Here is a 14,077-nt window from a genome sequence, read left to right as displayed (position 1 = left end):
ATGACGAATCACACGAGCACCTCGCGCACCCAGAATCCGGCCGAGACCACGGACGTGTTCGCCGCGGTGACCGAGCCGCCCAAGCACGGCTTCTTCAACCGGCTCTACACCGGCACCGGTGCCATCGACGTCATCGGCAAGCGCCGGATGTGGTACCTGATCACCGCGACCATCATCCTGATCTCGTTGGGCAGCATCATCTTCCGCGGCTTCAACTTCGGGATCGACTTCGAGGGTGGTTCACGGATCCAGTTCCCGGCCGCGGGTGCGAGCCAGAGCCAGACCGAAGATATCTACCGCTCCGTGATCGGCACCGACCCCGTCTCGGTGCAGACCGTCGGCGGTGGCGGCAACGCGACCATCCTGATCCGCTCCGAGGCACTCAACAAGGATCAGGTAGACGCGCTGAACAACGCGCTGTTCGCCAAGTTCCAGCCCAAGGGCAAGGACGGCACCCCCAGCCGCGCCGCGATCAGCGCCTCCGACGTCAGCGAGACCTGGGGTAGCCAGATCACCCGTAAGGCGCTCATCGCGCTCGCGGTGTTCCTGGTGCTGGTCGCCGCCTACATCGCCATCCGGTTCGAACCGCACATGGCGATCGCCGCGCTGGCCGCGCTGGTCTTCGACGTCACCGTCACCGCGGGCGTGTATTCGCTCGTCGGCTTCGAGGTGAGCCCGGCGACCGTGATCGGCATCCTGACCATCCTCGGCTTCTCGCTGTACGACTCGGTGGTCGTCTTCGACAAGGTCGAGGAAAACACCAGGGGCATCCTGCATTTGAACCGCCGCACCTACGGCGAGCAGGCCAACCTCGCGGTGAACCAGACGCTGATGCGGTCCATCAACACCGCCCTCATCGGCATCCTGCCGATCGTCGGCCTGATGGTGATCGCGGTCTGGATGCTCGGCGTCGGCACGCTCAAGGACCTGGCGCTGGTGCAGCTGGTCGGTCTGCTGGTCGGCACCTACTCCTCGATCTTCTTCGCGACACCGCTGCTGGTGTCGATCAAGGAGCGTTGGGGCCCGGTCGCCAGGCACACCGAGAAGATCAAGTCCCGGCGGGCCGGCGTGGCCAGCGCGCGGGCGGGTGTCGAGGCGGAGCGCCGGGCGAGCACCGCGACCGGCCGATACGGCAGCGACGAACCGCGCAGGCCGCGGGAACCGGGGCAGGCGCCCCGACCGGGCGCGCGCCCGAGCGGGAAACGGCAGAAGCGGCGGCACTGACACAGGCAAGGGGTTTCATGCGACAGCCACGCAGCCGAGCGGTACGTCTGATCGGAGTGTTGGTCGCGGGCACCCTGGCCGCCGGGTTGGCGGCCGGGTGCTCGAGCAAGAACCAGGTGCCGTCTATCGGCTATGCCGTCGACGGCACCGTCGCCAGCTACAACGGCGGCAGCACCCTCGGCGCGAGCACCGGATCGACCTCGGTGTTCGGCCGGGTGCTCACCGGGTTCTTCTACACAGGACCGGACGGTCAGCAGGTCGCCGACACCGACTTCGGCAGCGCCAAGGAGACGCCAGCCGACGTGCTGACCATCCAGTACCGGCTCAACCCGGACGGCGTGTACTCCGACGGCGTGCCGACCTCGTGCGACGACCTGGTGCTCACCTGGGCCGCGCGCAGCGGGCGATTCACCAAACCCGGTGACCGAGGGCCGGTTCCGCTGTTCGACGCCGCGAGCACCGCGGGCTACTCCGATATCGAGCGGGTGGACTGCCAGCCCGGATCGCACGACGCCACCGTGGTGTTCCGGCCGGACCGGCACTACCTGCCGTGGCGCAACCTGTTCACCGCGGGCGAGATCATGCCCGCGCACGTCGCGGCGCAGGCGGCGAACGTGCCGAATGTGGTGTCCGCCTTGCAAACCGGCGATCCGAGCGCGCTCGGGCGGATCGCCGACTTCTGGAACACCGGCTGGAACTTCGGCACCGGCAATCTCGACCTGGCGAAGTTCCCGTCGTCCGGGCCGTACCGGATCGAATCCTTCAGTCAGAAGGACGGTTTGGTGCTGGTCGCCAACGAGCGGTGGTGGGGTAACAAGCCCGCGACCGGTCGAATCATGGTGTGGCCCAAGACCGTCGATCTGAAGTCCAAGATCGGTGACAGCGCCATGGGTGTCGTCGATATCGGCGCCGGATCCGTGAAAGACCTGAACCTGGACGGATTCCGGGTGCAGAACGTGCCGGGCCGCGGCGTCGAGCAGCTGGTGCTTGCGACCGGGGGAGTGCTCGGTTCGAACGACCTGCGCAGGGCGCTCGCCCTGTGCGTGCCGCGCCAGGCCCTGTTCGACAAGCTCGGCAAGATGCCGGACGCGCCAAAGGACGGGCTCGGCTCGGGCCCGCTCAACTCCCATATCGTGCAACAGGATTCGCTGTACTACCCGTCGGTCATCGGCGCGGCGGGCAAGTTCAACGGCGGTGACGTGCCCGGCGCGACCCAGGCCGTCGCGGCGTCGAAGACACCCAATCCGACCATCCGCATCGGCTACCTGCGCCCTGATGATCGTCGCGCGCAGACCGTGGCGATGATCACCGACGCGTGTAAACCGGCCGGCATCACCATCGTCGACGCCGGCGCGCCCGATTTCACGCCGTCCCAGCTCACCGAGGGCAAAGTCGACGCCATCCTGGCCAGCACCGCGTCCGCGCCCGGCCCGGCCGGATCGATGAGCGGGGTCGCGGCTACCAGTGCGTTGCGCTCCGGTAGCGGGCTCAATTTCGGGCGGTACGGTAACGGCCGTTACGATGCGATCACCGATCAGCTTGCGGCCGACGACAACTCGACCACACAGCTGAACCTGCTCACCGAAGCCGAAAACCTGCTGTGGGCGGAGTTGCCGAGCATCCCCCTGTTCGCCTCCCCGCGCACCATCGCGTTCGGCGGTGGTTTGCAGAACGGGATAGCCGCGCCCAACCAGGCGGGGTCCGGGTGGAACATGGACCGCTGGGTGCTGAAAAGGTGACAGGTGCTGTGGGTGTTGTGATGATGGAGAGGTGTCGATGAGTAAGCACGCGGCGATCGAATCCGATGAGCTAGCCGCCGATCGGACCGGCCGGGCCGCCGAAGCGGTCGAACGTTTGACCCGCTGGCGCGACGACTTCCCCACTCCGGGAGTCCGTTTCGCCGACCTCACCCCCGTCTTCGCCGACGCCGAAGGCTTCCGCACCGTCATCGACTGCCTCGCCTCCTGCGCCCCCGACGCCGACCTCGTCGCCGGCGTCGACGCCCGCGGCTTCCTGATCGGCGCGGCCGTGGCCGCCAGCCTCGGTACCGGCGTGCTCGCTGTCCGCAAGGCAGGCAAACTGCCCCCGCCCGTCCTGCGCCGCGAATACCACCTCGAATACGGCACCGCCGCCCTCGAAATCCCGGCCGACGGCGCCGATCTTCGAGGCAAGCGCATCCTGCTCCTCGACGACGTCCTCGCCACCGGCGGCACCCTCGCCGCCGCAGCCGACCTCTTCGCCCAGGCAGGCGCCCAAGTAATCGCCGCCGCTGTCGTTTTGGAACTCACCTTCCTGAACGGCCGTGACCACCAGGGCAATTACCCCCTGACCTCCATCGTCAAGGTCTGACCTGCTGCGGTTCCCCGCACACGCGGAGAGAGGGCGCTCGGTCCTCTCCCGCAAGTGACCCCGAGCCGACCATCGTGACTCCGGCCATCCCGCTGTAGACGCGGGGATGACCCGACGAACGCTGTCGACGGGAACGTCGCCGCCAGTCATTCCTCGTGCACGGGGATGGTCTGCGTCATCCTTTAACAACGAATGCTTTTGCGGCGCACCGGAGAACCCGCGCTGAAATCGCTGTAGTCTCCCCCGATCAGCTGGGGTGATCCCGGGGTAGACCACGGCGTCTTCATTTCCGGCTGCTGCAGTCAGCGCTTCGGATAATCAGTTCACTTCGCGTCGAGTTGTTCGTACGGTGGGCGGATGGATTGTGTGGCGGTCAGGCTGATGTGCGCGGGGGATTTGCCCAGCGCTGAACGGGCTTCCGACGTGGTGTTCCTCGACAGTGATCGGCGGGATCGGCGGGTCAGCGAGGCTGAGCCCGAACCTCGATCGGAGGAGGGAGCCAAGCGGTGGATCGATCGCATGCGCTACTTCCTCGAGGTTGATCCGCAGGGGTGCTGGGTCGCGGTCGACGAGGCGGAGGTGGTCGGTTTCGCGATCTCGCAGAATCGAGATCGGCTGTGGTACTTGGCAACCTACGGTGTTCTGCCGGGCAGGCAGGGGCAAGGCATCGGGAAGCGGCTGTTGGATGCTGTGCTGAACCATGCCGACGGTCGTCAGGGAATGTTCTCCTCCAGCGTGCATCCCGGAGCCACCCGGCGATACCGGTTGGCCGGGTTCTCGCTGCATCCGCAGATGCGCATGGTCGGCACGGTCGACCGGTCAACCCTTCCGGTGGTGACCGGGCTGTCCGACGGATCGGCCGACGACTTCGACTGGATGGATCGACTCGACCAGCAGCTCCGCGGGGCGGGCCACGGATCGGACCACCAGTACCTGCTGAACAATCACCGCCTGGTCGTGTCCCGCGCCGACGAGCCGGGCTACGTGTACATCGACGATCGAGGACGCCCGATTCTCCTCGCCGCCGCCGATCACCGAACCGCAGCAAACCTGCTGTGGGACGCGCTCGCCTCCGCCCGAGCCGACACCCTCGTCAACTGCATCACCACCGCCAACGAGTGGGCCGTAGATGTCGGACTGGCAGCGGGCCTCGACATCGGCCAGGAGGGATACCTCGCGGTCCGCAACATGCCAACCCCCGCCCCCTACCTGGCCAACGGCCAGTTCCTCTGAAACACACTCCTGCACAAAGCAACTCGATGACAGGTGATCCTGATCGGCGCGGCCGTGGCCGCCAGCCTCGCCAGCGGCGGCACCCTCGCCGCCGCAGTGCACGTCCCATCCGGATGTCCCGCGGTTTCGAATACCTCAGACGTATCTTGAACCGTTCGGTTCGGATTACCTCCGGGGATAGGAACAGGCCATGGGTGTGGATCGCGTTCGAAGTAACAGGCTCGTCGTCGTGACCATATTCGCCGCGACCAGTTGTCTAATTGCGATGACAGCGACAGCCGGAGCCGTGTCAGCTCAGGATGAGTACGTCAACTGTGCCGACACCGGGTTTATCAACGGCATGCTCAACGCTCACAACCAACTTCGGGCGCAACGCGGAATCCATCCACTGGTCCTCAGCGAGGACCTGACCACCTATGCCGGAACACGTGCGCGGCAGTTGGTGACGCACTTCGTCCACCGAGGGCGATATGTCGAGAACATCTACCACGGGCAGACGACGACGCCGGCCATGGTTGTCGACTACTGGGCGCAGGAACCGCCGCATCTCTCCCAGATGGTGTTACCACGCGCGACCCACATGGGCGTCGGCTGCGTAGCAGTCGAGACAGGGGCGCCTACTTCATACGTCGTAGTGAACTACCAACCGTAGGAAAGTCGGAGCCGCACATGAGCCAGTCCGCCGACCGTGGCTTGCCGGCCAACTCACGCTGAAAGTCGCTTCGGCCAGAACGAGGCCTCGTGGTGCAGGCCGGTGCGAATGATCGGCATCGTATTGCCCCCGAGTCGATTCGGTATCAGAAGCTTGCGGGTAGCCAGTCCATGGCGGCCGCGCATTCGCGGAGGACGGAGACGTGACCGTCTTCCGGCCGAGTCCACAACTGCGCCTTGGGGATTTGTTGGTGTAGCCAGTCGGCGTGCGCGGGTGGGACTACTCGGTCCTGTCCGCCTTGGACGAGTAGCACCGGGGCGGTGATCGCACTCAGCTCGATGCCCCACGGGCTGACAAAGGCTACGTCGTCGTCGATCAGTCCTTCGATGCCTGCCTCACCCGCTCGCTGAGCATCAGCGCCGAGACTGGACCATTGCCCGGCGAGGGCGTCCCAGTCGGCGGGAATGAAACTGGCCGTGTCGAATTCGTCGGTTTCCGCGAAACTTGCCCTGGCTGCGGTCCCACGCATCGCGGCCTCGAGTCCACCCGGCGACACCATGCCAGCGAACCAGTCGAACTCATCGGTGAAGGGTGCGATCCCGGCCAGGCAGACCGCCGCGGTGACCCGATCCGGGAGTTCGGCGGCACAGGCGAGGGTGTGCGGTCCACCCCCGGAGGCGCCCATCACCGCGAATCGCTCGATGCCGAACGCGTCGGCGATCTGCTCGACATCGCGCGCGGCTGCGGCGACATTCCGCCCGGGTAGCCGAGTGGAGCCCCCATAACCGGGCCGCCCGTAGGACAACAGCCGGATTCCGCGCTCGCCCGCCGCCGTTAGCAACGGATCCAGCGGCGCTCCCGTTTGCGGAGAACCGTGGTGCCACAACAGAACTCCCGCACGCCCGTCGTGCTCGCTGTCGTAAGCGCGAACGATCCGCCCGTCACTCAACCGAATGTCCCGAGATGCGACCATGCCGCCACGTTAGCGCCACCCACCGACAACCTTCGCGCTTGACATGGAGTGCGCTCCAACTCATAGCGTTGCGTCCAGTTAGTTCAAATCTCAGGAGGCACAGCATGATCAACGTCCCTACCCGGCAGCTCGGCGAACTAGCGGTTTCCGCGCAGGGCCTGGGGTGCATGGGTATGAGCCACGGGTACGGCGCCGCGGATGACGCGCAGTCGATCGCGACGCTGCGCCACGCCCTCGACCTCGGCGTGACCTTGCTGGATACCTCGGACTTCTACGGCTTCGGGCACAACGAGGAGCTGATCGGTCGGGCCATCGCCGGGCGCCGCGACGAGGCGGTGCTCGCCACCAAGTTCGGCTTCGCCAACCGCCTCGGCGAGCCGATCCAGATCCGCGGCGACGCGGAATACGTGCGGCAGGCGTGCGACGCGTCGCTGCGACGGCTCGGCGTCGACCACATCGACCTCTACTACCAACACCGGGTCGATCCGCAGGTGCCGATCGAGGAGACCGTCGGCGCCATGGCGGAGCTGGTGCAAGCCGGGAAGGTCCGCTACCTCGGGCTGTCCGAGGCCGGTGCGCAGACCATCCGGCGGGCGCACGCGGTGCACCCGATCAGCGCGCTGCAAAGCGAGTGGTCGCTGTGGACCCGCGACCTGGAGGCCGAGATCGCCCCGGTCTGCCGCGAACTCGGCATCGGCATCGTTCCGTTCTCCCCGCTCGGGCGCGGCTTCCTGACCGGCAAGTACAACTCGGTCGAGGCATTGGCGGACAACGATGTGCGGCGCAGCCAGCCGCGTTTCGCCGACGGCAACCTCGAACGGAACCTGGCGATCGTCGCGAAGCTGAACGAGCTTGCCGAGGCGAAGGGCATCACCGCTGGCCAGCTCGCCCTGGCCTGGGTGCAGCACCGCGGCGACGATGTGGTGCCGATCCCCGGCACTCGGCGCCAGCAGTATCTGGAGGAGAACCTCGCGGCCCTGACCGTCGAGTTGTCCGCCGCTGACCTCGCCGCCATCGAGGCCGCCGCCCCGGCCGAGCAGATCGCGGGCACCCGCTACGACGCGACCAGCCTCACCTTCACCAACGGCTGAATCGCCCGGTTGTGGCGTCGCGTTGGTGGATGCCGTCATGTCCGCCGACCGGATTTCCGGAGCGTCGTCCCGATAGCGCGAATCTCAGCGAATTCGAAGATTGGGCTGCAAGGATTCGCCGGTGAGTGTTGCGCCGCCGATGCGGCAGGTCAGAGCTGACTACGACACGGCGACCGTGGTTGTCTATCAGGCATATCCGGCGGCTATCGCCGACGCGGCCATTGCCGCAGGGACTTTCGTCGACCCGTTCAGTCGGGACCGGATGACGTGGATCAAGCCTTCGTTTCTATGGATGATGTATCGCTGCGGATGGGCGACCAAGCCGGGGCAGGAGCGGGTGCTCGCAATCTCCATCACGCGCAGCGGGTTCGAGTGGGCGCTATGGCAGTCCTGCCTGAGTCACTATGTGCCGGAGATGTATTCGGATCGGCAGGCGTGGATGGCGCGGCTACGGGTGAGTCCTGTTCGCGTTCAATGGGATCCGGAGCGCGACCTGCATCACCGGCCGCTGGCGCATCGGTCGCTGCAGGTCGGGCTCGGCGGTCCGGCGGTGGGGCTCTACGTCGATCGGTGGATCACCGGCATCCGTGACGTCACCGCGGAGGCGCAGCGGATCAGGCGGCTGGTGGCAGACGGGAAGGTCGAGGCCGCCGCCCGTGCGCTGCCGGTCGAGCGGCCCTATCCGCTGACCGCCGAGATCGCCGGCGTGATCGGGGCAGGGTAGAGCCCGAAAAGCGGCTGTGAGCGGGTGTGATTCAGATATCACTGGCATCGGCGGCGCAAGTGTGGTTAATCTAGGTTGGTCTTGTTCCCGTTGATCGGAGTCATGCAGTTGAACTCATGAGGTAGCCACTCGGGCGGCCCGCAGTCGCGCGCCGCGTACCCGTAGGGAACCTCTGGAGTCACCATGGCAATTCTGTCATTTTCCGATCTCACTTTCGCCTGGCCGGACGGCACACCTGTGTTCGAAGGGCTCGACGGCGGCCTCGGCCCTGGGCACATCGGCCTGGTCGGCAGCAACGGCGCGGGCAAATCCACCCTGCTGCGGCTGATCGTCGGCGAGCTCACCCCCGCCCGCGGTTCGATCACGGTCGTCGGCCATCTCGGCTACCTGCGGCAGGACCTCGGTCTCGCCGCGGGGCAACGAGTCGACGCGGTGCTCGGTATCGCGGAAATCCGGAAAGCCTTGCACCGCATCGAATCCGGTGGCACCGCCGAGTCCGACTTCGACATCGTCGGCAATCGCTGGGACGTCGAGGAACGGGCGATCGCCCTGCTCGGACGGCTCGGCCTGCACTACGTCGCCGACTCGGCCGAACAGCTGGATCGCCGACTGGAGACCCTCTCCGGCGGCGAGACCACGCTGCTCGGACTGGTCGCCGAACTGCTCGCCGAGCCGGAGATCCTGCTGCTCGACGAGCCGACGAACAACCTGGATCAGCTTGCCCGCGAACGGCTTTACGAGGTGGTCGCCCAATTCTCCGGCACCGTGCTCACGGTCAGTCACGACCGTGAGCTGCTGGAGCGAATGAGCACCATCGCGGAGCTGCGGCAGGGCGAACTGCGCATGTTCGGCGGCAATTTCAGCGAGTACGAGCGGATCATCGAGGCCGAGCAGGAAGCCGCACGAGCGGCGATCCGGGACGCGCGCAGCGATGTGAAGAAGCAGGCGCGCGAGCTCATCGATACGCGGATCAAGCTGGATCGCCGGATGCGCTACGGGCAGAAGATGTGGGACACCAAGCGTGAGCCGAAAATCATTATGGCCGAACGCAAACGGCAAGCGCAGGTGTCCGCTGGCAAGTTGCGCAACCAGCACATCGGCAAGCTGGAGACGGCCAAGGACCAGCTCCAGCAGGCACAGGATTTGCTGCGTGACGATCGGGAGATCCGCGTGGATCTGCCCGATACTCGGCTCTATCCCGGCCAGGACGTGATCGAACTGGTCGATGTCGAGTTGGCTTGCGGGCCAACGGTTTCGCTGCGAGTCAGCGGACCGGAGCGGATCGCGTTGACCGGGCGTAACGGCATTGGCAAAACCACGCTGCTGAAACGGATCTCGGCCGCGCACCCGAAGGTGCCGTGGCGGATGCTGCCGCAACGCCTCGACATCTTCGACGAGCAACGGTCGGTGTTCGAGAATGTGGCGTCGACGGCGCCACACGCTTCGCCGGAACAGATCCGAGCCCAGTTGGCCCGCTTCCTGTTTCGCGGTACCGACGCCGATGTCGCGGCCGCGGCGCTGTCCGGTGGCGAACGCCTCAGGGCCGCACTGGCCATGCTGCTGCTCGCCGACCCCGCCCCGAAGTTGTTGCTGCTCGACGAGCCGACCAACAACCTCGACCTGCCCAGCCTCGAGCACCTCACCCAGGCGCTGGCCAGTTTCGAGGGCGCGCTGATCGTGGTCAGCCACGACCCGCGTTTCCTCGACGACATCGGCCTCACGCGGCGGGTGGAGCTCACCGAGGACGGGCTGAGCGAGTAGTGCGTCGCGTAACCCCGCACACCCCTTGATCTCCCGCACCCGCAATCGCCTGCGATTCGATATGTGCCTGATCAAGGGGTGTGCGATAGGCCGATATTCCTGGCCGACGCGCGGCAACGTTCGATACGCTGCGTCAATGGTGCCCCTGTCGCATGCCGCAGCGTTCGCCGCTGCGGCGCTTGTCATTATCGTCATTCCCGGCCCGAACGTGCTGTTCGCGATCGGGCGCGCCTTGGCGCACGGCCGTCGTGCGGCCGTGGTGTCGGTGCTCGGCTCGATGGCGGGTACCGCCGTTCCGGTGATCGGCGTTGCGGTCGGCCTCGGCGCGATTCTCGCCGCGTCCGCGATCCTGATGACGATCGTCAAGATCGTCGGCGCGTGCTATCTGATCTACCTGGGAGCCATGGCGATTCGGGATCGGAAGAAGCTGACCCTCGCGCTTCGATCGGCCGACGCCGACCCGTCGACGGGCCGCATGGTCCGGCAGGGTTTCATCGTCGGCGCGACCAACCCCAAGACCATCGTGTTCTTCGCCGCCGTGCTGCCGCAGTTCGCGGTGCCGGAGGCTGGTGCGTTACCCCTACAGTTCCTGACCCTCGGCGCGATTGCCATTACCATTCAACTCTTTTCGGACACCGCATGGGCGATGGCCGCGGGGACGGCGCGGAGCTGGTTCGCGCGCTCACCACGTCGGCTCGAGGCGATCGGTGGCACGGGCGGGCTGATGATCATGGGAGTCGGTGCGAGCGTGGCGTTCAGCGGGAGCAACTGAACGTCAGTCGAGTTCGGCCACAAGCTTTTTCGGGGCAACCTTGCGGTAGGCGTCGTGGATGATCTCGGCGACCTCGGTCCAATCGGGGTCGACGTCGAGCCGCACACCGATCCAGCCGCTGTGGCCGACGTACGGCGGTATGAAGAACCGCTCCGGTTCGGCGTCAACCAGTTCGGCCTGCACCCCTTCGGGAGCGGGGCACCAGATGGTCGGACCAGGCTCGTCGTAACCCCCGTCGATGAACTTGACGAACGAGGTCTTCGCGCGCACGAAGAAGGTCGGGCAGCCGTGGCTGAGCCGTTCGCTGCACTCCGGTAGATCCAGGCAGATCGCGCGGATCCGCGTCAACGGGTCCATCCGCGCAGTCTACGACGCGGACGTGCCGCGCAGCGCCCTTCGGACCACTCCGGGGTGCCTGAGCAGGCCGGGCGCATCGGTCGCGATCGCCCCTTCGTCCTTCGCCGTGTGTATGGCACCGAACCTAGCCGCGTGCCCAAGGCTGCTCTGTCCGACATTGTCTGTTCGATCGCGCACGCTCGACGCGATCGGCGAGCGGTGGACGCCGCTGATCCTGCGCGACCTGTTCGTCGGGTTGACCCGGTTCGAGGACATCCGGCGCGACCTCGGCATCGCCTCGAATGTGCTCACCGCGCGGCTTGCCGCGCTGCAAGCGCACGGCATCGTGGAAACCAGTGTGTACCAGTCGAATCCGGTCCGGCACGAGTACCTGCTCACAGCCAAGGGGCGCGACCTGTATCCGGTCCTGACGATGCTCGTCGCCTGGGGTGACACCTGGCTCGCCGGGCCGGACGGGCCGCCCGCGTTGGTCGTGCACGATGACTGCGGCAAGGTCACCGCGGGTGTGGTGGTTTGCCGGGAGTGTGGATCGGCGCTGACCGCGGACAACGTGCGGTTTCATCAGGGGCCGGGCGGGCATCGTGGTCCGGGGACCATGCTGGTCGGCGACCACATGGCGTCGCCGACCTGACCTACTCGGCGATCGTCGGTCGCGCGGTCAGTTGACCGTGATGGGCTCGGCGCCGGTGGCCGCGACCAACTCCTGGAAGGTAGTCGGAAAGACGGTATGTGGGTGTCCGGCCGCGGCCCAGATCTCCGGCTGATCGGCCAGCGTCTCGTCGATCAATGTCCTGATCGGTGCTGGGTGACCCAGCGGTGCCACACCGCCGATGGCCTGACCGGTGTGCGCGCGAACGAATTCGGCGCTGGCACGGGAAAGCTTGGCGATGCCGAGGTGCGCGGCGACCTTGCCGGTGTCCACTCGGTGGGCGCCACTGGTGAGCACCAGTAGCGGCGAGCCTTCGGCGTCGAAGATGAGGCTGTTGGCGATCGCAGCGATCGGGCAGCCGAGTTGTTCGGCCGCTGCGGCCGCGGTCGGGGCGGTCTCCGGGAGCACCCGTACCCGTGGGGTCACTCCGGCGGCGCGCAAGGCGGCCTCGACGGCGAGCACGGTCGGCCGCTGGGAGATGTCGTCCATGGCGGCGATCTTAAACCGCTGGCACTTGCGGAGCCCGTGACTTTCTCGAGTGCTGCACAGCTTTCATCGATCGCGGTCGATCGAGATGTGCGGGGAGTCGCGCGCCATAGAACGCCTCGTTCGGTGATCCAGCCTGTGATGACTCGGCCGGAGTATGTCGGGAAGTGCTGGGCGACAAGGTTTTACCGCGATGCCGAACGCACAGATATCTCGGCTCGCTGCGGCGCGTCTCAGCCCGCGGCGACGACCTCGATTTCGACCAACCAATCGTTGTCCAGGGTCTGCACCACGATCGCGGTGGTCGGGACGGCGCGGCCGCCAAGCGCCGCCACCCGGGCGGCCGCGTTCGCCTCGGCGTCGGACGTGTCGCGCAGGTAGCTGGTGAGGCGGACGATGTTGTCGACGGTCATGTCGGCCGAGGCCAGGATGGCGCGCAGGTTCGACCAGATCAGGTCGAGTTGTTCGGTGAGGGTCTCGGCGGGCTTCCCATCCGCGTCGAGGCCCATGGTGCCCGAGACGAAGAGCAGTCGTTCAGCGCCACGAACCTCCATGGCGTGTACGTAGTCGTCGGCGGCGGCGTAGATACCTTCGGTCGGATTGCGCTGCTCCAGCTCCACGCGTTCGATCTTGCCAGGCAATGCGATTCGAGGAGGGAGTTCTTGACCAGACTAGTTTTAGTCGCATACACTAAAACTAGGTTCACGAGAGGAAGTGATCACATGGGATACGGAAACTGGGACGACACCGCCTACCGGGCGGCCAAGACCTTCCGTGCCAGCCGGGGGCTCGACGACTTCGGCTACACCGCCGAAATGCGGGGTGTGCCGTACGAGAACTGGCAGGCACATCCGACCCTCGATCCGCTGGGGGTCGGCGCGCGGGAGTGCCGGGATTCGGCCGACCACGAGAATTCGCTGCCCATCGCGGTGTTGTTCGACGTCACCGGGTCGATGGGGCGGGTGCCGCGGATCATGCAGCAGAAGCTCGGCAAGCTGCACGGGCTGCTGCAGCGCAAGGGATACGCGGACGACCCGCAGATCCTGTTCGGCGCCATCGGCGACGCCGACTGCGACCGAGTTCCGTTGCAGGTCGGGCAGTTCGAGTCCGACAACCGGATGGACGAGCAGCTGCGCGCCATCCTGCTCGAGGGCGGCGGAGGCGGGCAGAAGTCCGAAAGTTATGAACTGGCCGGGTATTTCATGGCTACCCACATCGTCACCGACGCATGGGAGAAGCGTCGCAAAAAGGGCTACCTGTTCCTGATCGGCGACGAGTTGAACAAGCCGAGGCTGGCGTCGCGGCATATCCGCAGCGTCATCGGTGACAGTGTGCGGCGCGACATCTCGGTCGAATCCATCTACCGCGAGCTCGCCGAGCGCTGGCACATCTACTACATCCTGCCGAATCAGTCGAACTACTACGACGATCCAGAAATCGCCGACCACTGGCGCGGGTTGCTCGGCCAGAGCTTCCTGAAGCTCGACGATCCGGCCGCCGTCTGCGAACTCATCGCCCTGACAATCGGTTTGGAGGAGGGCCGCGTCGACATGGACGCCGGGCTCGCAGACCTGCGCGATGTGGGGTCGGCCGCCGAGGCCGCGTCGGTCGGCAAGGCGTTGGCCACCAACACTCCGCGGATGCGGGCGTTGCCCAGTGGGCGTCGCTAGGGCGTCGGTTCCCGGGCGAATGCGCCGATGGCGTGCGACGGGGCGGCATCAGCGACCGGATTGCCTCGATGTAGGCGTTACCCAGTTGGCGTAGCTGGCACGTCGGTTCCCAGGCGAACCTGCTGGTGGCGTGCGA

General features: G+C 66.4%; 15 protein-coding genes. 11 read left to right on the top strand and 4 right to left on the bottom strand.

The annotated features are described in order from the left end of the window. The 5 genes from secF (at position 1) to OG203_RS10225 (ending at position 5,458) form a co-directional block, all read left to right on the top strand. Positions 1-1,224, top strand: coding sequence for a protein translocase subunit SecF (gene secF, locus OG203_RS10245; RefSeq protein ID WP_405165442.1), 1,224 nt, complete (start codon positions 1-3; stop codon positions 1,222-1,224). Between the two features lie 17 nt (positions 1,225-1,241). Next, a complete protein-coding gene (locus OG203_RS10240) occupies positions 1,242-2,963 on the top strand; it encodes an ABC transporter substrate-binding protein (protein ID WP_405165441.1) in 1,722 nt (573 codons plus the stop codon). Positions 2,964-3,000: 37 nt separating this feature from the next. Further along, positions 3,001-3,573: an adenine phosphoribosyltransferase gene (locus OG203_RS10235; RefSeq protein ID WP_405165440.1), complete on the top strand. Its 573-nt coding sequence runs from the start codon at positions 3,001-3,003 to the stop codon at positions 3,571-3,573. Between the two features lie 357 nt (positions 3,574-3,930). Next, entirely contained in the window at positions 3,931-4,806 is an 876-nt protein-coding gene (locus OG203_RS10230) for a GNAT family N-acetyltransferase (RefSeq protein WP_405165439.1), read from the top strand. Between the two features lie 229 nt (positions 4,807-5,035). Then, complete coding sequence (locus tag OG203_RS10225; RefSeq protein WP_405165438.1) at positions 5,036-5,458, top strand: CAP domain-containing protein; 423 nt, start codon at positions 5,036-5,038, stop codon at positions 5,456-5,458. Positions 5,459-5,603: 145 nt separating this feature from the next. Here the strand turns inward: OG203_RS10225 and OG203_RS10220 are convergent, their stop codons facing one another. Then, on the bottom strand, positions 5,604-6,431 hold the full coding sequence (locus OG203_RS10220; protein ID WP_405165437.1) for an alpha/beta fold hydrolase: 828 nt from the start codon (positions 6,429-6,431) through the stop codon (positions 5,604-5,606). Between the two features lie 104 nt (positions 6,432-6,535). Between OG203_RS10220 and OG203_RS10215 the strand changes: the two genes are divergently transcribed. From OG203_RS10215 to OG203_RS10200, 4 genes are all read left to right on the top strand, one after another. Beyond that, positions 6,536-7,522, top strand: a complete 987-nt coding sequence (locus OG203_RS10215; protein WP_405165436.1) for an aldo/keto reductase — start codon at positions 6,536-6,538, stop codon at positions 7,520-7,522. Between the two features lie 121 nt (positions 7,523-7,643). Further along, entirely contained in the window at positions 7,644-8,246 is a 603-nt protein-coding gene (locus OG203_RS10210; RefSeq protein WP_405165435.1) for a DUF4291 domain-containing protein, read from the top strand. Between the two features lie 183 nt (positions 8,247-8,429). After that, complete coding sequence (locus OG203_RS10205) at positions 8,430-10,007, top strand: ABC-F family ATP-binding cassette domain-containing protein (RefSeq protein WP_405165434.1); 1,578 nt, start codon at positions 8,430-8,432, stop codon at positions 10,005-10,007. A 136-nt stretch (positions 10,008-10,143) separates the two neighbouring features. Then, on the top strand, positions 10,144-10,779 hold the full coding sequence (locus OG203_RS10200; RefSeq protein ID WP_405165433.1) for a LysE family translocator: 636 nt from the start codon (positions 10,144-10,146) through the stop codon (positions 10,777-10,779). A gap of 3 nt (positions 10,780-10,782) precedes the next feature. Here the strand turns inward: OG203_RS10200 and OG203_RS10195 are convergent, their stop codons facing one another. Then, entirely contained in the window at positions 10,783-11,136 is a 354-nt protein-coding gene (locus OG203_RS10195; RefSeq protein ID WP_405165432.1) for an MmcQ/YjbR family DNA-binding protein, read from the bottom strand. A 157-nt stretch (positions 11,137-11,293) separates the two neighbouring features. On the opposite strand from OG203_RS10195, the gene OG203_RS10190 reads away from it, so the two are divergent. After that, positions 11,294-11,767 (top strand): winged helix-turn-helix transcriptional regulator, encoded by a 474-nt coding sequence (locus OG203_RS10190; RefSeq protein WP_405165431.1) that lies wholly within the window; start codon positions 11,294-11,296, stop codon positions 11,765-11,767. A 27-nt stretch (positions 11,768-11,794) separates the two neighbouring features. On the opposite strand, the gene OG203_RS10185 is transcribed toward OG203_RS10190, so the two are convergent. Both OG203_RS10185 and OG203_RS10180 read right to left on the bottom strand, forming a co-directional pair. Continuing rightward, positions 11,795-12,274, bottom strand: coding sequence for a YbaK/EbsC family protein (locus tag OG203_RS10185; RefSeq protein ID WP_405165430.1), 480 nt, complete (start codon positions 12,272-12,274; stop codon positions 11,795-11,797). A gap of 230 nt (positions 12,275-12,504) precedes the next feature. Continuing rightward, positions 12,505-12,891: a RidA family protein gene (locus OG203_RS10180; protein ID WP_405165429.1), complete on the bottom strand. Its 387-nt coding sequence runs from the start codon at positions 12,889-12,891 to the stop codon at positions 12,505-12,507. 102 nt (positions 12,892-12,993) lie between these two features. On the opposite strand from OG203_RS10180, the gene OG203_RS10175 reads away from it, so the two are divergent. Next, entirely contained in the window at positions 12,994-13,941 is a 948-nt protein-coding gene (locus OG203_RS10175) for a hypothetical protein (protein ID WP_405165428.1), read from the top strand. Positions 13,942-14,077 lie beyond the last annotated feature (136 nt).

The sequence above is a fragment of the Nocardia sp. NBC_01499 genome, from assembly GCF_045040275.1.
In the GTDB taxonomy this organism is placed as follows: Bacteria; Actinomycetota; Actinomycetes; order Mycobacteriales; family Mycobacteriaceae; genus Nocardia.
Note: the sequence above shows the minus strand (reverse complement) of the source record. Positions and strands in the feature narration are given on the sequence as shown.

Coding starts and splice junctions, on each gene's coding strand:
- secF (WP_405165442.1), top strand. CDS start 1: ATGACGAATCACACGAGCACCTCGCGCACCCAGAATCCGGCCGAGACC.
- OG203_RS10200 (WP_405165433.1), top strand. CDS start 10,144: ATGGTGCCCCTGTCGCATGCCGCAGCGTTCGCCGCTGCGGCGCTTGTC.
- OG203_RS10230 (WP_405165439.1), top strand. CDS start 3,931: ATGGATTGTGTGGCGGTCAGGCTGATGTGCGCGGGGGATTTGCCCAGC.
- OG203_RS10240 (WP_405165441.1), top strand. CDS start 1,242: ATGCGACAGCCACGCAGCCGAGCGGTACGTCTGATCGGAGTGTTGGTC.
- OG203_RS10205 (WP_405165434.1), top strand. CDS start 8,430: ATGGCAATTCTGTCATTTTCCGATCTCACTTTCGCCTGGCCGGACGGC.
- OG203_RS10215 (WP_405165436.1), top strand. CDS start 6,536: ATGATCAACGTCCCTACCCGGCAGCTCGGCGAACTAGCGGTTTCCGCG.
- OG203_RS10235 (WP_405165440.1), top strand. CDS start 3,001: ATGAGTAAGCACGCGGCGATCGAATCCGATGAGCTAGCCGCCGATCGG.
- OG203_RS10220 (WP_405165437.1), bottom strand. CDS start 6,431: ATGGTCGCATCTCGGGACATTCGGTTGAGTGACGGGCGGATCGTTCGC.
- OG203_RS10185 (WP_405165430.1), bottom strand. CDS start 12,274: ATGGACGACATCTCCCAGCGGCCGACCGTGCTCGCCGTCGAGGCCGCC.
- OG203_RS10195 (WP_405165432.1), bottom strand. CDS start 11,136: ATGGACCCGTTGACGCGGATCCGCGCGATCTGCCTGGATCTACCGGAG.
- OG203_RS10175 (WP_405165428.1), top strand. CDS start 12,994: ATGGGATACGGAAACTGGGACGACACCGCCTACCGGGCGGCCAAGACC.